The sequence below is a fragment of the Mycobacterium simiae genome (assembly GCF_010727605.1).
In the GTDB taxonomy this organism is placed as follows: domain Bacteria; phylum Actinomycetota; class Actinomycetes; order Mycobacteriales; family Mycobacteriaceae; genus Mycobacterium; species Mycobacterium simiae.
Map to the genome: position 1 here is coordinate 784,644 of NZ_AP022568.1, position 18,210 is coordinate 802,853.

13 protein-coding genes and 1 pseudogene are annotated in these 18,210 nt (G+C 67.5%); 6 read left to right on the forward strand and 8 right to left on the reverse strand.

Features of this window, described 5'->3' with window-relative positions:
• Positions 1-22 precede the first annotated feature (22 nt).
• Both G6N33_RS03645 and G6N33_RS03650 read right to left on the reverse strand, forming a co-directional pair.
• Positions 23-724, reverse strand: a complete 702-nt coding sequence (locus tag G6N33_RS03645; RefSeq protein ID WP_163771458.1) for a GntR family transcriptional regulator — start codon at positions 722-724, stop codon at positions 23-25.
• A 6-nt stretch (positions 725-730) separates the two neighbouring features.
• Positions 731-1,612, reverse strand: a complete 882-nt coding sequence (locus tag G6N33_RS03650) for a fumarylacetoacetate hydrolase family protein (RefSeq protein WP_044513121.1) — start codon at positions 1,610-1,612, stop codon at positions 731-733.
• Between the two features lie 1,048 nt (positions 1,613-2,660).
• Here G6N33_RS03650 and G6N33_RS03655 point away from each other — a divergent pair.
• The 4 genes and pseudogenes from G6N33_RS03655 (at position 2,661) to G6N33_RS03670 (ending at position 5,906) form a co-directional block, all read left to right on the forward strand.
• Positions 2,661-3,914, forward strand: a complete 1,254-nt coding sequence (locus tag G6N33_RS03655; RefSeq protein ID WP_044510743.1) for an ammonium transporter — start codon at positions 2,661-2,663, stop codon at positions 3,912-3,914.
• A 69-nt stretch (positions 3,915-3,983) separates the two neighbouring features.
• A pseudogene (locus G6N33_RS03660) lies at positions 3,984-4,191 on the forward strand (FAD-dependent oxidoreductase); the annotation flags it as partial.
• Positions 4,192-4,202: 11 nt separating this feature from the next.
• Positions 4,203-4,850, forward strand: a complete 648-nt coding sequence (locus tag G6N33_RS03665) for a helix-turn-helix domain-containing protein (protein WP_044510740.1) — start codon at positions 4,203-4,205, stop codon at positions 4,848-4,850.
• Between the two features lie 171 nt (positions 4,851-5,021).
• A complete protein-coding gene (locus tag G6N33_RS03670) occupies positions 5,022-5,906 on the forward strand; it encodes a D-alanyl-D-alanine carboxypeptidase family protein (RefSeq protein WP_044510738.1) in 885 nt (294 codons plus the stop codon).
• A 9-nt stretch (positions 5,907-5,915) separates the two neighbouring features.
• Here the strand turns inward: G6N33_RS03670 and G6N33_RS03675 are convergent, their stop codons facing one another.
• The 5 genes from G6N33_RS03675 to ffh form a co-directional block, all read right to left on the reverse strand.
• Positions 5,916-6,518 (reverse strand): TetR/AcrR family transcriptional regulator, encoded by a 603-nt coding sequence (locus tag G6N33_RS03675; RefSeq protein ID WP_044510737.1) that lies wholly within the window; start codon positions 6,516-6,518, stop codon positions 5,916-5,918.
• A gap of 9 nt (positions 6,519-6,527) precedes the next feature.
• Positions 6,528-8,351 carry an N-acyl-D-amino-acid deacylase family protein gene (locus tag G6N33_RS03680; RefSeq protein ID WP_044510735.1) on the reverse strand — a complete coding sequence of 608 codons (1,824 nt, stop codon included), beginning with the start codon at positions 8,349-8,351 and terminating at the stop codon, positions 6,528-6,530.
• A gap of 66 nt (positions 8,352-8,417) precedes the next feature.
• A complete protein-coding gene (locus tag G6N33_RS03685) occupies positions 8,418-10,142 on the reverse strand; it encodes a serine/threonine-protein kinase (protein WP_044510733.1) in 1,725 nt (574 codons plus the stop codon).
• Positions 10,143-10,196: 54 nt separating this feature from the next.
• The gene (locus G6N33_RS03690; protein WP_101528338.1) at positions 10,197-11,267 is read right to left on the reverse strand and encodes an amidohydrolase family protein; all 1,071 of its coding nucleotides are present in this window, start codon (positions 11,265-11,267) and stop codon (positions 10,197-10,199) included.
• Between the two features lie 13 nt (positions 11,268-11,280).
• The gene (gene ffh / locus G6N33_RS03695) at positions 11,281-12,846 is read right to left on the reverse strand and encodes a signal recognition particle protein (protein ID WP_101528327.1); all 1,566 of its coding nucleotides are present in this window, start codon (positions 12,844-12,846) and stop codon (positions 11,281-11,283) included.
• Positions 12,847-13,017: 171 nt separating this feature from the next.
• Here ffh and G6N33_RS03700 point away from each other — a divergent pair, with 171 nt between their 5' ends.
• Together G6N33_RS03700 and G6N33_RS03705 are read left to right on the forward strand one after the other, a co-directional pair.
• The gene (locus tag G6N33_RS03700; protein ID WP_044510730.1) at positions 13,018-13,824 is read left to right on the forward strand and encodes an alpha/beta hydrolase; all 807 of its coding nucleotides are present in this window, start codon (positions 13,018-13,020) and stop codon (positions 13,822-13,824) included.
• A 180-nt stretch (positions 13,825-14,004) separates the two neighbouring features.
• A complete protein-coding gene (locus tag G6N33_RS03705) occupies positions 14,005-15,732 on the forward strand; it encodes a DEAD/DEAH box helicase (protein WP_044513120.1) in 1,728 nt (575 codons plus the stop codon).
• A 7-nt stretch (positions 15,733-15,739) separates the two neighbouring features.
• On the opposite strand, the gene G6N33_RS03710 is transcribed toward G6N33_RS03705, so the two are convergent.
• Positions 15,740-18,199 carry a [protein-PII] uridylyltransferase gene (locus tag G6N33_RS03710; protein WP_101528328.1) on the reverse strand — a complete coding sequence of 820 codons (2,460 nt, stop codon included), beginning with the start codon at positions 18,197-18,199 and terminating at the stop codon, positions 15,740-15,742.
• Positions 18,200-18,210: the final 11 nt, after the last annotated feature.

Genomic DNA, 18,210 nt, shown 5'->3' on the forward strand with positions numbered 1-18,210 from the left:
GGCCTAATGCTCCTGTTCCCAGTTATTTTCGAAATTCCGATGATCGCTCGGGTAGCACCGGTGATACTTGCTTGACTGTTGACCGGAGGTGACGTCGTACCGCTATCTCCATGGCGTCGCCATCGCGGGCTCGTAACGCATTCAACATCTCCTGGTGCCCGCGCAACGCGCTGTCGGCGGGCGGCCTGCTCGATACCAGGATGCGCACATAGAACTTCGATCGCTCCGCCAGCGAGCTGATCATGTTGAGTAGCTCTTTGTTTGGACACGGACCGTACAACCGGACGTGAAACTGTTGGTTCAGCTGAGCCCATGCCACAGGATCGGTGACTTCGGCCATCTGGCGGTTGAGGGTGGTGATGTCATCGACGTGATCGGTGCCCGCCGCGGCAACGGCAAGGCGCCCAGCGAGCACCTCGAGTTGCTCACGGATCTCGTAGAGGTCCAGCAACTGCTGGACCGTGGGCTTCGTCACCATCGCCCCGCGCCGCGGGTCGATGGTCACCAGACCCTCACTTGCCAAGGCATGCAACGCTTCCCGCAGCGGTGTCCGACTTACGTTCAGTCGAGTCGCAAGCTCGTCCTGGCGCAGCGGGACATCGGGGAGGAGGTCGCCGCTGATGATCAGATCACGCAACGCGTCGCGTACCACATCGCGCACGGTGGTGCCACGGCTTATCGGCACGATGTCGATCCCGCGGCCTGAGGCGAGACTAGTAGCCACCGACACCTACTGATCCGCTGCCACGGTGTTGACCAGGGTCCCCAGGCCGGTGATGGATATCTCGATCACGTCGCCAGGACGCAGGAATCGCGGTGGGTCGAATCCAATGCCAACACCGGGAGGTGTACCGGTCGCGATGATGTCACCCGGCAGCAGCGTCATCCCGGCGCTGATAGTGGCGATGAGTTCGGGCACATCGAAGATCAGATCGGCCGTCTTGGCGCTCTGTCGTAGTTCACCGTTCACACGAGTCTCGACAAGGAGCTCTCGGTGGTCGATCTCGTCGGCTGTCACCGCGAACGGGCCCATCGGACACAGGCCATCCAGTGACTTGCCCAGGAACCACTGCTGATGTTCGCGCTGCCGCTCACGCGCTGTCACGTCATTCACGATGGTGTAGCCCCACACGTGAGACATTGCGTCCTGCGCACGGATGTTTGCGCCGCCCGTCCCAATGATTACCGCGAGTTCTGCTTCGTAGTCCAAGGATTGGGTTAGCCGACCGTGCGCCGGGATATGTTCGCCGGTTCCGATGACCGTAGTCGGAGCCTTGGTGAACACCACCGGCCGGTCCGGAACTCCGATCCCCCCCGCCGCGTTGAACCCGGATACGTCGAACTCGTTGGAGTGCTCGACATAGTTGAGGCCGACGCAGAAGATGTTGCGCCGGGGGGCTGGGATCGGAGCGACCAGAACGACGTCGTCGAGCGGCACCGCAGTCTGTTCGTCGAGCTCCCCCAAGGGTTCCTGCGTCGTGATTCGTGCGAGCAGCCCAACTGGGTCGCCGGTCCAGTCAACGGCGTCACCGCCTGGCAACGGGATCACGTAGGATCCTCGCACCACTCCGGCAACGACGCCGGTCGGGCCGGTGAACGACACATATTTCACGAGTGACGCCTCCTCATTGCTTGAACCGCACTGCTTGAACGACACGGAAAGTTTCGACACTCCAAGATCAGACGACGGTGTCCCGGGCGCCAGCCGGGACCGTGCGGGCACCTTTGTTCAACCCGTTCTGGAACGGCCGGGTGTGGGAAACGGAGCGGAGCAGGCACGCCCGCAATCCGTCGACGCGTTCCGAGACCCGAGCACGCGCGAAACCGGATAGGTAGGACCACCGTTGAACGTGGTTGGTCAGTGGCCGGCATTCCCTCTCCCACCCCGAGAGCGCACGCGGGATTTCTTGTTCGCGCTCGAGGATCGCCGATCACCGCCGCATGGCCTCGAGACCAATACCGACACCGCACGTTCACGAGTCGATCCCACCGGCTCGCTTCGGCGAACCGGTCCACAAGATGCGCCGCTTCGGGAAATGCTGTCCGCCAAAGGTCCCGGTCAACCGGCATCTTGTTCGCGCGCTCATCGGACACCGGCGCGCTTAGGAAGATGTGGCCAACAACAGGCCAGACAGACCTGCGCCGGCGACCTCAGCGGTTCTAGGCAAGCTGATCCCCCTTGTCGGCATCGGCGCCACTCGGCCAGATTGGATCCTGTATGCAGGATCCAAAGCTACCCAATCGGGCCAGCACCTGACAACCGGAACAGCGCCTGCCTCGGAAGCCGCGAGATATGCACGCAAACAACGATTTTCACACAGCACTACTTGAAACACTGTCGGGCAAAGACGATTCCGGGTGCCGGTAGCACAGCGTGGCGCGAATTCAATCGAGGTTAGGACCGCGGGACCCACAGATCAGTGCGGCCGCGTGAGGCGGCGAATTCCCGTGCGAGTCCGGCAATTCGATCTCCGCAGCAAGCTATTGTGGCAACACGTTTCGTCGATCCGCGAAGATCGGATCCCTGGCGGACAACCAACGTTGCCGTAACACGGCCGCAACAGCACACCTCGGTCTATGTAACAGAAACATTGTCCACTATCAGTAGACAGCCCGTGAGGGGCTCTGCCCCGCTCCAGGCCCCGCTCCAGGAGGTATCTATGGACACCGGAACCACGGCATTCATGTTGTGCTGCATCATCGGACTCACGGTGATGATTCCCGGTCTCGCGTTGTTCTATGGCGGCATGGTGTCGGTCAAAAGCTCAACGAACATGATGATGATGACGTTCGGTGCCGTGGCCGTCGTCGGTGTGCTGTGGGTGTTATTCGGGTTCTCGATGACGTTCGGAACGTCCTACGGCGGCTTCGTCGGAAGTTTCACCGAATTCCTGGGCATGAAGAACCTGACCAAGCCGATGACGACGATCAACGGCTTGCCGGTCAGCCTGTTCGCCCTTTTCCAAGCGCTGTTCGCCGCAATCACAGTCGCGCTGGTATCCGGCGCGGCGGCAGACCGAATGAAGTTCAGCGCCTGGATGGTCTTTGCGGCCGCGTGGGCGGTCCTCGTCTACTTTCCGGTGGCGCACTGGGTGTTCGCCGTCGACGGTGTCGTCACGCCGGACGCCAAGGGTGGCTGGATCGCCAATAAACTCAAGGCCATTGACTTCGCCGGCGGAACGGCGGTGCACATCAATTCCGGCGCCGCGGCGCTCGCAGTTGCCATCGTGCTGGGCAAGTCCCTTGGCTTCGGCAAGTTCCGTAAGCCCCACAACGTGCCCCTGACATTGCTCGGCGCCGGCTTGCTGTGGGCGGGTTGGTACGCGTTCAACGGCGGGTCGGCACTCGCCGCCGGAACATCGGCGGCGATCGTCATGGTCACGACGTTCACCGCAACTTGTGCGGCGACACTGGCATGGCTGGTCGTCGAGAAAATCAAGGACGGGCATGTAACCGGTGTCGGCGCCGCCTCGGGTGGCGTGACCGGGCTGGTCGCCATAACCCCGGCCTGCGGGGCAGTCACGCCGATCGGCTCGATTCTGCTCGGCTTGATCGCCGGTGCGATATGCCCGCTGGCGGTAGGGCTCAAATCCAGATTCGGTTACGACGACTCGCTTGACGTGGTCGGGGTTCACCTGGTGGGCGGCGTGATCGGCACCTTGCTGATCGGGTTCTTCGCCAGCGCGAGCATGCCCAACCAGACTGATGGGCTGTTCTACGGCGGCGGGGCCGACCAACTGTGGAAGCAGGCGATCGCCGTCGCTGCGGTCATGGCGTACTCGTTCGTGATCGCATACGTCATCGCACTGATCATCAAGAAGACGATGGGCATTCGGATCTCCTCCGATGAAGAGGAAATGGGCATCGACGCCAAATACCACCGCGACGCGGCGTACGAGTTATTGCCCGCCTAGTGACTCCGGCCGGCGCGGATCACTCGCCCGCGCCGGCCGGCCCTACTGAGCAAGACGGAATTGGAGGAGCCGATCGTCGCCGCGGGCTTGAGCGGGCATGGATTCAAGAGCGCATCCGCCGTGGGCGAACTCGTCGCCGATCTCGTCGTTGATGGCCGTTGATGGCCACAGCGGCGACCCGCGCATCCCGGCCAGCGACTTCCGGCTGTCGCGATGTACCGAAAACGCTCTGTTGAAGTCGCGGTATCCCGGTGCCGCGGCAGGCCAGATGCGCTAGACAGTGGACTGATGAGCAACGTCCCTCTGCTGCGCAACAAGTCAGGCATTGCCCGCGACCGTGATCCGCACCAACCGGTCGAGGAACTCGAGTTCGAGGCCGCCATCGGTCGCAATGTTCGGAAACTGCGTCTGGCGCAAGGATTGACGGTGGCCGACATGGCCACCCGGGTAGGCATCTCCAAGGCGATGCTGTCCAAGATCGAGAACGCGCAGACCTCCTGTAGCCTCAGCACGCTCGCGCTGCTGGCGAAGGGCTTGGACGTGCCGGTCACCAGCCTATTTCGTGGCGCGGATGTCGAGCGCCAGGCCGTGTTCGTCAAGGCCGGGACCGGTGCCCGCGTGGCGCGCAACGGCACCACCCAGGGCCACGAGTACCAGCTCTTGGGATCGCTGCGCGGCGAGCACAAGCGACTGGAGTGCCTACTCGTCACGCTGTCGAAGAAGAGCACGACCCACCCGCTCTTCCAACACTCCGGCACCGAGTTCATCTTCATGCTCGACGGCGTGATGGATTACAGCCACAGCCGGTCGGTGTATCGACTGCATCCGGGTGACACACTGCAGATCGACGGCGAGGGGGCACATGGGCCGGTAGATCTGGTGAAGTTGCCGATTCGGTTCTTGTCGGTCATCGCCTTCCCCGACTCCCAGATCTGAGGGCAGCTGAAATCCCGCGACCGGCGTTCGGTGATATTCACCGCGAGGCCGCCGGCAGGATCGCAGGTGAGCCGCTTCCCGTCTGCCCGATTCCGCCCTGGTGTCCCTGAGGTAGCGGCTCCGTGGGCGCCCATGGGCGGCTGCGGGGCCAGGACGTTACACTTTGCGCCCATGCGGAAACTCATCGCCGCACTCGCTGCGCTGCTCACGGCCGCCTGCCTCGCCCTCGGTACGGCCGCAACGCCGCAGGCCCGCGCCGACGACATGCAGCCGATCGGCTCCGTGCCGATCCCCGACGGCCCCGCCCAAACCTGGATCCTGGCCGACCTGGACAGCGGTCAGGTGCTGGCCGCCCGCGACCAGTACGTGCAGCATCCGCCCGCCAGCACCATCAAGGTGCTGTTGGCGTTGGTGGTTCTCGATGAGGTGCCGCTGGATTCCACCGTGGTCGCCGACGTCGCCGACACCCAGGTGGAGTGCAACTGTGTCGGCGTCAAGCCCGGCCGCAGCTACACCGCGCGCCAGCTGCTCGACGGCCTGCTGCTGGTGTCGGGCAACGATGCCGCCAACACGTTGGCGCATCTTCTGGGCGGCGCCGACGCCACGGTGGCCAAGATGAACGCGAAGGCAGCGTCCCTCGGGGCGACCGCCACGCACGCGTCCACCCCGTCCGGCCTCGACGGGCCTGGCGGCTCTGGCGCCTCGACGGCGCACGACCTGGCCGTGATCTTCCGGGCCGCCATGGCCAACCCGACGTTCGCCCACATCACCGCCGAACCATCGGCGATGTTCCCCAGCGATACCGGCTATCAGCCGATCGCCAACCAGGACGAGCTGCTCACCCGCTACCCAGGTGCCATCGGCGGCAAGACCGGATTCACCGACGCCGCGCGAAAGACGTTCGTCGGCGCCGCGACCCGCGGCGGACGCCGACTGGTGGTCGCGATGATGTACGGGCTGGTGAAACCTGGTGGCCCGACCTACTGGGACCAGGCGGGCAGCCTGTTCGACTGGGGTTTCGCGCTGAACCCGTCGTCCAGCATCGGCTCGCTGTAAAGCCCGTCGCTAGGCACTTTCATCGGGGACGAGTCCGGTTATCAGCTTGGATAGCAACGCGATTCGCTGCTCCTCGATATCGGGCTCCGGGAAAATGCCGCGCACCATCGCCGCGCCGTCGAAGACGTTGGTCAGCAACGCCACCAGTACCGGGAACGTCTCCTCGCCGACCACCTCGACGCCCGGCAGCGCCCGCGCGGCGTCAAGAATCTTCGCGGTGTACGGCGCCATGACATCGCGCAGATGGGCGCCCAGCTTCGCGTCGGTACGCGCGGCGACCATCAATTCGTAGAGCACCGCGTTGGTGGGGCTGGCGGTGATGTCGCGCAGAATTGTCAGCGCCGCGTCGAGTGCCGGGCGGTCGGCGGGGATTTGGGCGACCTGCTTGGTGAACGACTCCACCTGGCGGCGCAACACCTCCGAGGCCGTCGCCGCCATGAAGTCGCTCATCGTCTCGAAGTGGCGGAACAGCGCGCCCACCGACACCCCGGCCCGCTTGGTGATGACGGCCGCGGATGCCCGCGCGTAGCCGACCTCGATGATGCTGGCGATGGAGGCATCGAGGAGACGGCCGACGGTCTCTTCGCGGCGCTGCTGCTGGGTCCGGGCCATCGCGGCAACTCAGACCAATGCGGCCGCGCGCCGCGTCCGCTGACCTGCCCGCAGGTAGCGGCCGGACTTCACCGTCTGCCCGTAGCCCTCGCGGAACTTCCCGGCCCGGAACACCACGGACCCGCCGACGCCGGTGGCGACCACGGCCTGGTCGTTGCGGTTGACCATGCGCCGCAACCCGCCGTAGAACGGGACCGCTTCCTCGTGGTAGCTCTCGACCTCGTCGTTCAAGCCGTGCGGGTCGATGATCACGAAGTCCGCCCGGTCGCCCTGGCGCAGGGTGCCGGCGTCGATGCCGAACCACTCGGCTAGTTCCCCGGTCAGCCGGTGCACGGCCCGCTCGGTGGTCATGAACGGCTTACCGGCGCGGTAGGCGTCCCGGGTCCGCTTGAGCAGCTTGATTCCGAAGTTGTAGAAGGCCATGTTGCGTAGGTGCGCACCGGCGTCCGAGAAGCCCATGTGCACGCTGCCCTCGTTGGCCAATGCGTCGAGCAGCTTGGGCCGGTGGTTGGCCACGATGGTGGTCCACCGGACGTTGCGTTCGCCGTTTTCGACGAGCACGTCCAGGAAGGCGTCGAGGGGGTGCAGCCCGCGCTCGTCGGCGATCGCGCCGAAACTCTTGCCGATCAGCGACTCGTCGGGGCACTCGACGATCACGGCGTCGTGGAAGTCCCGGTGCCACAGCGACGGCCCGAGCTTGATGCGATCGAACTCTTTACGGAACTCCCGGCGGTAAGCCTGGTCGGCCAGTAGCTCGTTGCGCTGCAACTGGTCGCGCAGGTGCAGGGCGGCGGTGCCGGCGCCGAACTCCTCGAAGACCGGCAGATCGATTCCGTCGGAGTACAACTCGAACGGCACCGGCAAGTGTTGGAACCGCACGCTGGAGCGCAGCAGCTTGTTGGCCAGCCGGGTGGCCGGGCCGAACACGTACACGGCCAACGGCATCGACTTGGCGTCGGCCGAGACCAGCAGACTCATCCGGACACCCTTGCCGCGGTTGAAGATCCGGCTACTGGCCAGGAAGAACATCAGCGCGGACGACGGCCGGTCGACGTTGGGCGCGCTCTGCAGGATCCGGCCGCGTTTACGCAGCACCTTGATCAGCTTGCGCCGTTCCCGCCAGCTCGCGAAGGTCGACGGCAGCGCCCGGGACCGGAACCGGTCGCCGTCCAGCTTGTCGATCGCCGCATCCATGCCGGACATGCCTAGCATCCCGGCATCGAGCGCCTCGTCGAGCAGCGCCGCCATCTTGTTCAGTTCGGCGTCGGTGGGCTTGACGGCCGCGTCGGTGGCGCGGTCCAGCCCGAGGACCGTGCTGCGCAGATCCGAATGACCAAGCAGCGAACCGACATTCGGCCCGAGTGGAAGCGAATCGATGGCGTCGATGTATTCCTTGGCGGTGGTCCAGGTCCGGTTGTTTTCCAGCGCGCCGAGCACGAACGGGCGCGGCACCGCCTCGACCCGGCTGAACAGGTCGGCGGCGTCCTCGGAGTCGGCATAGACCGTCGACAGCGAGCACATGCCCAGCAACACGGTGGTGACGCCGTGGCGCACCGACTCGCGCAGGCCGGGATCCAGCAGCACTTCGGCGTCGTAGTGGGTGTGCACGTCGATGAAGCCGGGCACGACCCACTTGCCGGCCGCGTCGATCACCTCCGGACATCCGGTCTCGTCGAGCGGCTCGGAGGACACGGTGGCCACCACGCCGTCACGGATGCCCAGCGTGCGCGTGTGCGGCGCGCTGCCGGTCCCGTCGAACCACAATCCGTCACGGATGATCACGTCGTAGGTCACTGTTGCCTCCCGGCTTGCTGGTTGCGGCGACGCTACCATAGATAGTGAGCGCTCGCAATCTTTCTGGGGAATCGGCGGCCTCGATGAACTTGCTGGTCACGACGGTTAGCGGCCCGGTCGGCTGGACACCGCGGGCGGCTTCGGGGTGTGCGAGGGCAGGACGGACACCGGCGGACTGCTGGGCTCCGGGACGGCCACCGGGTCCGGCACGTAGACGCCGGACGGGGTGTCGGCCACCCGGCTCAGCTTGGCGGGAATCCGCACGACCGAGGCACGCTGCCCGCACTCGTTGGTTTGTACGACGAGCTCCATCTCGCCGACCAGATCACCCTGCGGGTTGGGCCGCAGCACCAGCGTCTGCACGGTGGTCTGCGACTTGGCCGCCCCGCTGGTCGCTACGCACGCGAACGGCACCGTCTCCGGACGTGACTGCCACTGACCCTCTTCGAACCGGAAGACCACCGGCCGACCTCCCGTCGAGGCCAACTGGGTGTGATCCTTGTCGTCGAGCGGTATCGCCGCGGCCGAGCAGTATGACGGTGTGCACGACGAGCGGAACGCCCACCAGCTGGTCACATCCGGGGGCTGCGGGCTCGGGGTGTAATCGAAAGTCTCCTTGGAGCGTTCGACCTCGAGGCGATAGGTGCCTTCCAGGGCGGCGGGCGGGGTCGACGCGGCGGTGGTCGGCGGCAGCGCGACCGCCGCGGCGGGAGTGCTCAGCGGGCCGCTCGTCCCCCGTTCGGCCGTGGACTCGATCTTGCGTCCGGTGAGGATGCCGAAGGCGAACAGTCCGAGCAGCAGCGCGATCGCGGCGGCCCCCATCACGATCTTGCGCGGCCGGCGCCTGGTCGGCCGGTTGACGACGGGCTCGGCGTCGGGGGCGGCCGCGCCGGCCGCTGCGTCACCCGGCGCGACGTGGTCCTCGGGCCAGTGGTATTCCGGGTAGTCGACGGCGAGCACGGCGTACGGACCGTGGCTGCCGGTCACATCACCGGCCGCGTCGTTGAGCGCGTCGGCGAACGCGCGGCAGCTGATGAACCGGTCCGCCGGCCGCGCGGCCAGCGCCTGCACGAACACCTCGTCCAGGTGTGCCAGCTCGGGGCGCTGATCGCTGAGTTTCGGTGGCGCGCCACGCAACACCTCGCGCAGGGTGGTGGCCGCGTTGCGGTATTCGGTCGGGGGCGCACCGGTCAGCAGGTGAAATGCGCTGGCCGCCAGCGCGTACTGATCCGCGCGTCCGTCGATGTCGGCTCCCATCAACTGTTCGGGCGCGGCGTAGCCCACCGTTCCGGCCGGAACGTGCGACGACCCCACCACGCCCGCGTGCTCACCGAGCTGACGGGCTATTCCGAAGTCGCCCAACAGGATCCGTTGCTCACCCGCTTGCCTGCCGGTCAGCAAGATGTTGGCCGGCTTGACGTCGCGGTGCAGCAACCCGAGCTGATGGGCGTAGTCCAGCGCGCCGGCGACGGCGTCGACGATCGCCAAAACCTCGCCGGTCGGCCACACTGCCGGGAACCGATCCCGTAACAGCTGCGCGGCGCTGCTGCCCTCGACATAATCCATGGCGACCCACAGCAGTCCGTCGAAGTCGCCGCGGTCGTGCACCTCCACGATGTGCGGGTGATGCAGACTCGTCACCGCCGGGGTCTCCGCGAGAAAACGGCGACGGAATTGACTGTCCGACGACAGCGGGAGCGACAGTATCTTCAACGCCTGCCAGCGCGCCGAACGCGGATCCTGAACAAGGTAGACCTCGCCGGTCACCCCGGATCCCAGCTTTCGCGCGACGGTGTACTCGGCGAAAACCGCGCCGCTGGCCAGTGCCATCCGCAGATTCTATCTGCAGCCACGGCACCTCGCCTGCTTGGAGCCGGTGCCGCGCTAGGGCCGAAACGCGTTGCCGCGCAGGAGTACCAGGTCGGGTTGGCTCAACACGGATGGGCCTTTTCGGGGGTCCTCGGCGTAGCACACCAGATCGGCCGATGCACCGTGGTCCAGGCCGGGACGGCCCAGCCAGTCACGGGCATCCCAGCACGCGGCGCCCAACGCGGCGGTGGGGCTCATCCCGATGCCCTTGAGCGCCTCGACCTCGTCGACGATGCGTCCGTGCGCAATCATCGGGCCGGCGTCACTTCCGGCGTAGATCGGCACGCCCGCCTCCGCGGCGGCCGCGATTCGCCCCGGGCAGCGCGCATACAGCTCGCGCATGTGGGCGGCATAGGTCGGGTAGCGCGTCGCGGCGTCGGCGATGCCCGGGAAGTTGTCGACAATGTTGATCAGCGTGGGCACCAACACCGTTTTGTGCTCGACCATCAGTGCGATGGTGTCGTCGGTGAGTCCGGTGCCGTGTTCGATGCAGTCGATCCCGGCCGTGATCAGGCCGGACATGGCCGCGTCGCTGAACACGTGCGCGGTCACCCGGGCACCGTGCGCGTGCGCGGCGTCGATCGCCTCCTTGAGCACCGCGTCGGACCACAGCGGCGCCAGGTCGCCGATGCTGCGGTCGATCCAGTCGCCGACGAGTTTGACCCAGCCGTCACCGCGCTGCGCCTCCACGGCCACCGCGGCCGGCAGCTGTGATTCGTCTTCGAGTTCGTTGGCGAAGCCGGCCGAGTACCGCTTAGGCCTGGCCAGGTGCTTGCCGGCCCGGATCAGGCGAGGCAGATCGTCGCGGTCGTCGAGGCTGCGGGTGTCGGTCGGCGACCCGCAGTCACGCAACAGCAGCGCGCCGACATCGCGTTCGGCCTCGGCTTGAGCGACGGCCTCGTCGAGCGGAATTTCACCCTGCTTGCCGAGCCCGACGTGGCAGTGCGCGTCCACCAGGCCGGGCAGGATCCACCCGCCGTCAAAGACGGTGTCGGCGCCGGCCGCCGGTTCGGTGCTGATGCGGCCGTCGACAATCCACAAGTCGATCTCGGTCTCGTCGGGTAACCGCAGACCTCGCACGTGCATGGCCACCGGGCGGCTACTTCCTTCCCGGGTTGCCTGGGAACTTGAGCTTGGACAGATCGAAGTCCGCCAGCCCCGGCGGCAGCTCGTTGAGCCCCTCGGGCAGCTGGGACAGGTCGGGGAACCCGGCGGGCATGCCGGGCGCGCCGGGCCCGAACGGGCTCTTGACCTTGGGCGGTGTCGGCCCCCGTCCGCCCTTTTTGCCTTTTTTGCCCTTGGCGGCCTTGCTTTTTCGGGTCGCCGACTTGCGGCCCAAGCCCGGAATTCCCATGCCGCCGAGCATCGACGACATCATCTTGCGCGCCTCGAAGAACCGGTCGACCAGCTGATTGACCTCGGAGACGGTCACGCCCGAGCCGTTAGCGATGCGCAGCCGTCGCGAGGCGTTGATGATTTTCGGGTCGGCGCGTTCCTGCGGGGTCATGCCGCGGATGATGGCCTGCAGCCGGTCCAGTTGGCGGTCGTCGACCTCGGCCAGTGCGTCCTTCATTTGACCCGCGCCGGGCAGCATGCCCAGCAGGTTGCCGATCGGTCCCATCTTGCGGATGGCCAGCATCTGCTCGAGGAAGTCCTCCAGGGTGAGCTCGCCGGTGCCGATCTTGGCGGCGGCGGCCTCGGCCTGCTCGGCGTCGAAGACCTGCTCGGCCTGCTCGATCAGGCTGAGCACGTCGCCCATGCCCAGGATGCGGCCGGCCATCCGGTCAGGATGGAAGACGTCGAAGTCTTCCAGCTTCTCCCCGGTGGACGCGAAAAGGATTGGGACGCCGGTGACCTCGCGGACCGACAACGCGGCACCACCGCGGGCGTCGCCGTCCAGTTTGGTCAACACCACGCCGGTGAAGCCGACACCCTCGCGGAACGCCTCGGCGGTGGTGACCGCGTCCTGACCGATCATCGCGTCGAGGACGAAGATCACTTCGTCCGGGTTGACCGCGTCGCGGATGGCCGCGGCCTGGCTCATCAGCTCGTCGTCGATGCCCAGCCGGCCGGCGGTGTCGACGATGACGACGTCGTGGTGCTTGGCGCGGGCCTCGGCCAGGCCGGCCGCGGCGACGGCGACGGGATCGCCCGGTCCGGACTCCGGTGACGCGCCGGGGTGCGGCGCGAACACCGGTACGCCGGCCCGTTCACCGGTGACCACCAGCTGGTTCACCGCGGCGGGGCGCTGCAGGTCGCAGGCCACCAGCAGCGGCGTGTGGCCCTGACCGCGCAGCCAGGCCGCCAGTTTTCCGGCCAACGTCGTCTTGCCGGAACCCTGCAGGCCGGCCAGCATGATCACGGTCGGCGGCGTCTTCGCGAACGCCAGCTGGCGGGTCTGGCCGCCGAGAATGCCGACCAGTTCGTCGTTGACGATCTTGACGACTTGTTGCGCCGGGTTCAGGGCGCCGGATACCTCGGCGCCGCGGGCGCGCTCCTTGATGCGGCCGACGAACGCCCGCACGACGGGCAGCGAGACGTCGGCCTCCAGCAGCGCGAGCCGGATTTCCCTGGTGGTGGCATCGATGTCGGCGTCGGTCAATCGACCTTTGCCGCGCAGCCCCGCCAGGGCACCGGTCAACCGGTCGGACAGCGATTCAAACACCCCAACAGGTTACTGGAGTGCCGGCGGGCCGCCGCACCAGCGCGAGCGTGAAACTAACTTCACGTTCGCTACCCAACGTGAAGCCAACTTCACCTTCGTCGGTGGGGCTATTATCCCGCCAGCTCCCGCCGCGCTCTTGACGACCCGGCCCCGGCCAGCAAATGTCAGCTCATGCTCGAGGTGATCGACAAGGGGCGCTGCACCGACGCGCACCCCGTACCCCTGCTCTTCGTGCACGGCGGCTGGCACGGGGCGTGGTGCTGGGACGACGGATTCTTGGACTACTTCGCCGACGCCGGCTACCGCGCCGTCTCGCTCAGCCTGCGCGGGCACGGTTTGAGCCCCTCCGCGAAACCGTTGCCCAAGGTCTGCATCGCCGACTACATCGACGACGTCGCGTCGGTCGCCGACCAGCTTGGCGGCGGCCCGGTCCTGGTCGGGCATTCCGTGGGCGGCTTCGTGACCCAGCGCTACCTCGAGGAGCGCAGCGCGCCGGCCGCGGTGCTGCTCGGATCGTTGCCGCCGCAGGGTGTGCTGGGCACCGCGCTGCGGGTGTGGCGCCGCCGCCCGTCGATGACGATGGAATCCTGGAACGACCCCACCTTGCTGAAGTTCCTCGCCACCCCGGCGCTGGCCCGCGAATACCTGTTCTGTCCCAACACGCCCGACGACGTTGTCGAATCCTGCCGCCGGCGCGCCGGTGCCGAAAGCATCCGCGCGACGATGATCGACCCGACGGTTCGCCGCGTCCGGACCCGGCGGGTGCGCACGCCGATCCTGGTGCTCGGCGCCCTATACGACGGTTTCGTCAGCACCCGCGCGGTGCGCGCCACCGCGCGGGCTTACCGGACGCAGCCGGAGTTCTTTGCGATGGGTCACAACATGATGCTCGAACCGGGCTGGCCCGACGTCGCCGAACGGATCGACACCTGGTTGCAAGCCCGCGGTCTGGCCCGCCCCACGCGGCTTTCGGGATAACCTGTCCGCGGCACCACGGCATCGGCGCGGCGTCGTTGCGACGCCGAAAAGCGTTGCCATGCTACATTTCACACCCGCCGCCATGCCGGATGACCATGCCGGATGACATCGTGCGGCCGGGGCCAACGACTTGGATGGGCGCGACCTGCGAAACGGCGCGCCGGAGGGGAGCCTGTGTCGATGCAGCCGGTCAGCGACACAGCGACTGCTGAAGCTGACAGCCGACCGCTGCGGGGTTGGCAGCGCCGGGCCCTGGTCAAATACCTCTCCGCCGAGCCGCGCGACTTCCTGGCGGTGGCCACCCCGGGATCCGGCAAGACGACGTTCGCACTGCGGGTGGTCGCCGAACTCTTGCGCAGTCGCACCGTCGAGCAAATCACCGTCGTGGTACCCACCGAACATCTCAAGATGCAGTGGGCACAGGCCGCGCAACGGTACGGCATTTTCCTGGACCCGAGGTTCGCCAACACCAACCCGCAGACCTCGCCCGACTACCACGGCGTGATGGTCACCTACGCCCAGGTTGCGGCGCATCCGACGCTGCACCGGGTGCGCACCGAGCAACGCAAGACACTGGTTGTCTTCGACGAAATTCACCACGGCGGCGACGCGAAGAGCTGGGGCGAGGCCATCCGCGAAGCGTTCAGCGACGCCACCCGCCGACTTGCCTTGACCGGCACCCCCTTTCGCAGCGACGACAGTCCCATCCCGTTCGTCACCTACGAGCTGGGCGCCGACGGGGTGCGCCGTTCGCAGGCCGACCACACCTATGGCTACGCCGAAGCGCTGGCCGACGGGGTGGTGCGGCCAGTGGTCTTCCTCGCCTACTCCGGACAGGCCCGCTGGCGCGACAGTGCCGGCGAAGAACACGAGGCCCGCCTCGGCGAGCCGCTGTCGGCTGAGCAGACGGCGCGGGCCTGGCGCACCGCGTTGGACCCGGCCGGCGAATGGATGCCCGCGGTGATCGCCGCCGCGGATCAGCGGCTGCGCCAACTGCGCTCGCATGTCCCCGACGCCGGCGGCATGATCATCGCGTCGGACCAGACCGCCGCCCGCGCCTATGCCGCCTTGCTGACCAAGCTGACCGGCGAGGCGCCCACACTGGTGCTCTCCGACGACCCTGGATCGTCGGCGCGGATCAGCGAATTCGCCGACAGCAACAGCCGCTGGCTGGTCGCGGTGCGCATGGTCTCCGAGGGTGTCGACGTCCCGCGACTGTCGGTCGGCATCTACGCCACCAGCGCCTCGACACCGTTGTTCTTCGCCCAGGCGATCGGACGGTTCGTGCGCTCGCGGCGGCCCGGCGAGAGCGCGAGCATCTTCGTGCCGTCGGTACCGAACCTGCTGATGCTGGCCAGTGAGCTGGAGGCCGAGCGCAACCACGTCCTCGGTGAACCCCACCGCGAATCCCTCGACGGCGACCCCGCACTCCGGACGCAGACCGAGAAGACAGAACTGGACAAGGGATTCACGTCACTGGGCGCCGACGCCGAACTGGACCAGGTGATCTTCGACGGCGCGTCGTTCGGCACCGCCGCGCCGGCGGGTAGCGACGAGGAGGCCGACTACCTCGGCATCCCGGGGCTGCTCGACGCGGCCCAGATGCGGGCCCTGCTGCACCGCCGCCAGGACGAGCAGCTGCAGAAGCGGGCCCACCTGCAGAAAGAAGGCGGGCAATCGGTACCGGCACCGGCGGCGACGGGCAGCATGCACGGTCAGTTGCGCGAGCTGCGCCGCGAGCTCAACGCGCTGGTGTCGGTGGCCCACCACCGCACCGGTAAGCCGCACGGCTGGATTCACAACGAACTGCGTCGCCGCTGCGGCGGTCCGCCGATCGCCGCCGCCACCCGCGACCAGCTGCAGGACCGCATTGCCGCGCTGCGGCAATTGAATTCGGAGCTGAGCTAGCAGCCGGTCAGCCCAGGGCGGCCTCGCCGGGCGCGCCCAGCACGGTCAGCAGGTGCTTCTCGACGTCGGCCCGCGCGGCCTCGTCGCCGATGTCGGGCAGCACGACGGCGAACACGTCGGCCGCCGTCGACCCGAAGGTGTTGACCTTCGCCCAGACGATATCGGCGCCGGCCCGCTCCAGCGCGCGGGTGAGCAGAGCAAGCAGGCCGGGCCGGTCCATGGCGCGGACTTCGAGGGCCTGCTGACCGTCGGTGCCGCTGTCCAGCCACAGGATGTGTGGTGGCGCGGTGGAGCGGGTGACGGGCACGCCGACCTGCACCTCCCCCGCCCGGGCGGACGCCGAGCTGGCGGCCTTGCTGTCGCGCTGCTCCACCATCGTCAGCACGTCGATGTCGCCGGCCAGCGCGCCGACGAACTGCTGGCGCAGCAATTCGGCCGCGGCCGGCGAACCGAAGTGCGGGGACACCACGAACTCGGTGATGGCCACGCCCGCATGACTGCTCACCGTCGCCGAGTGCACCCCGAACGAATTGAGCGACAGCACCGCGGCGGCCTTGGACGTGAATCCCCGCGCGTCCGGACCGACCATCACCACCTGGTAGGTGCGCGCGCTGTCGCCGGGCGTGATCTCGACATGTACCCCGTGATCGGCGGCAAGCGCAATATACTGGGACGCAACGGGTTCCGACCGCGGCAACGGCTCACCGGCCATCACCAGCCGGCACCGCCGGACCAGATCGTCGATCAGCGAGGCCTTCCAGTCGCTCCACACGCCCGGGCCGGTCCCCTTGGAGTCGGCCTCGGTCAACGCGTGCAACACCTCCAGCAGCCGCGGGTCCCCGCCGAGGGCCTCCGACACTTCGGTGATGGTCCTCGGGTCGTTGAGATCGCTGCGGGTGGCCACCACCGGCAGCAGCAGGTGATGGCGCACCAGCTTGGACAGGAACTCGACGTCGGCGGGCGCGATCCCCATCCTGGGGCCGATCTCGAGGGTCATCTCGGCCCCCAGCACGCAGTGGTCGACCCCGCGGCCCTTGCCGATGTCGTGGAACAGCGCGCCCAGCGCCAGCAGGTCGGGCCGCGCCACCCGGGTGGCCAGCGGTGCGGCGTTGACGGCGACCTCGACGGTGTGCCGGTCCACCGTCCACTTGTGGGCGACGTCGCGGGGCGGCAGGTCGCGGATCACGTCCCACTCCGGCAGCAGCTTGCCCCACAGCCCGGTGCGGTCGAGCGCTTCGATCGTCCCCACCGCGGTGGGGCCGGCACTGAGCACCCGCACCAGGTCGTCCAACGCCTCCCGCGGCCACGGGCTGGGCAGGTCCGGGGCGGTGGTGGCCAACCGGCTCAGCGTGGCGGCGCCCATCGGCAACCCGTTCTCGGCGGCCGCGGCGGCCAGCCGCAGCACCAGGCCGGCGTCGTGCTGTGGTTGCGCCTCCCGGGCAAGCACGATTTCGCCCGCGTACTCCACCACGCCGTCGGCCAGCGGCCGGCGCTTGGGACGGCGCATCAACACCGAGATGCCGCGTTTGGGCACCGCGTTGACCGCGGTGCGCAATCCGGTCTCGGAGTGAAAGGCGATGGTGCGCCCGGCGTCGGAAATCCTGCGCGCCAAATCGAATCGATCGCCGATATGCAGGGCGGCGCTGATCTCGTCGGCGAACTGGGCGAGCAACTGGTCGCGGCCGCGGCCGGATACCCGATGCAGTTCGGTGCGCACGTCCAGCAGGGTCAGGTAGGCGTCGTCGAGGGAGCCGCCCGGGCTTTCCGGACGGCCCATCCCGTGCCGGTCGATGAGCTGGGCTAGCCCCAGCGCGTCGAGCAGTTGGACGTCACGCAGGCCGCCGCGACCTGATTTGAGGTCGGGTTCGGCGCGGTGCGCGATGCGCCCGCAGCGCAGCCAGCGCGCGTGCGTCATTTCCACCAGCTCGTCCATTCGGGAACGAATTGCGGTGCGCCACTGCCTTCTTGCGCCCCCGATCAGTTCGCCGGCCAGCTCGGCGTTGCCCGCGATGTGGCGGGCGTCCAGCATGCCCAGCGCGGCGATCATGTCGCCGTTGGCGACACCCAGCGTTCCGGTCACGGTGCGCACGCTGTGGTCGAGCCGAACGTTGGCGTCCCACAACGGATACCACAGCCCGTCGGCCACTCGTCGCAGCACGTCGTCGGCAACGTTGTCGTGCAACAACATCAGGTCCAGGTCGGAGTACGGCAGCAGCTCGCGGCGACCCAGGCCGCCCACCCCGACGATCGCGAACGGACTCGTTTCGGTGATGCCGAGCTCAGTCGCCTTGTCCGCCAGCCACGACTCGTGCAGATCCAGCCATGCATGTCGCAGCTCGGCCGCATGCAGAGCACTTCCGTCGGACAATAACGCACGCCGCGCAGCGGCCAGATCGCTTGCACCAGAAGCGATCTCGGGCTGCGCGGCGTCCGCTCCAGACTCCGGGTCGGGCTCGTTCGGTTTCATAACCTCCCGGC

Excerpts from the sequence above, each read along its gene's own strand:
- G6N33_RS03655 (WP_044510743.1), top strand. The coding sequence starts at position 2,661 with ATGGACACCGGAACCACGGCATTCATGTTGTGCTGCATCATCGGACTC.
- G6N33_RS03665 (WP_044510740.1), top strand. The coding sequence starts at position 4,203 with ATGAGCAACGTCCCTCTGCTGCGCAACAAGTCAGGCATTGCCCGCGAC.
- G6N33_RS03670 (WP_044510738.1), top strand. The coding sequence starts at position 5,022 with ATGCGGAAACTCATCGCCGCACTCGCTGCGCTGCTCACGGCCGCCTGC.
- G6N33_RS03675 (WP_044510737.1), bottom strand. The coding sequence starts at position 6,518 with ATGGCCCGGACCCAGCAGCAGCGCCGCGAAGAGACCGTCGGCCGTCTC.
- G6N33_RS03680 (WP_044510735.1), bottom strand. The coding sequence starts at position 8,351 with ATGGTAGCGTCGCCGCAACCAGCAAGCCGGGAGGCAACAGTGACCTAC.
- G6N33_RS03685 (WP_044510733.1), bottom strand. The coding sequence starts at position 10,142 with ATGGCACTGGCCAGCGGCGCGGTTTTCGCCGAGTACACCGTCGCGCGA.
- G6N33_RS03690 (WP_101528338.1), bottom strand. The coding sequence starts at position 11,267 with ATGCACGTGCGAGGTCTGCGGTTACCCGACGAGACCGAGATCGACTTG.
- G6N33_RS03700 (WP_044510730.1), top strand. The coding sequence starts at position 13,018 with ATGCTCGAGGTGATCGACAAGGGGCGCTGCACCGACGCGCACCCCGTA.
- G6N33_RS03705 (WP_044513120.1), top strand. The coding sequence starts at position 14,005 with ATGCAGCCGGTCAGCGACACAGCGACTGCTGAAGCTGACAGCCGACCG.
- G6N33_RS03710 (WP_101528328.1), bottom strand. The coding sequence starts at position 18,199 with ATGAAACCGAACGAGCCCGACCCGGAGTCTGGAGCGGACGCCGCGCAG.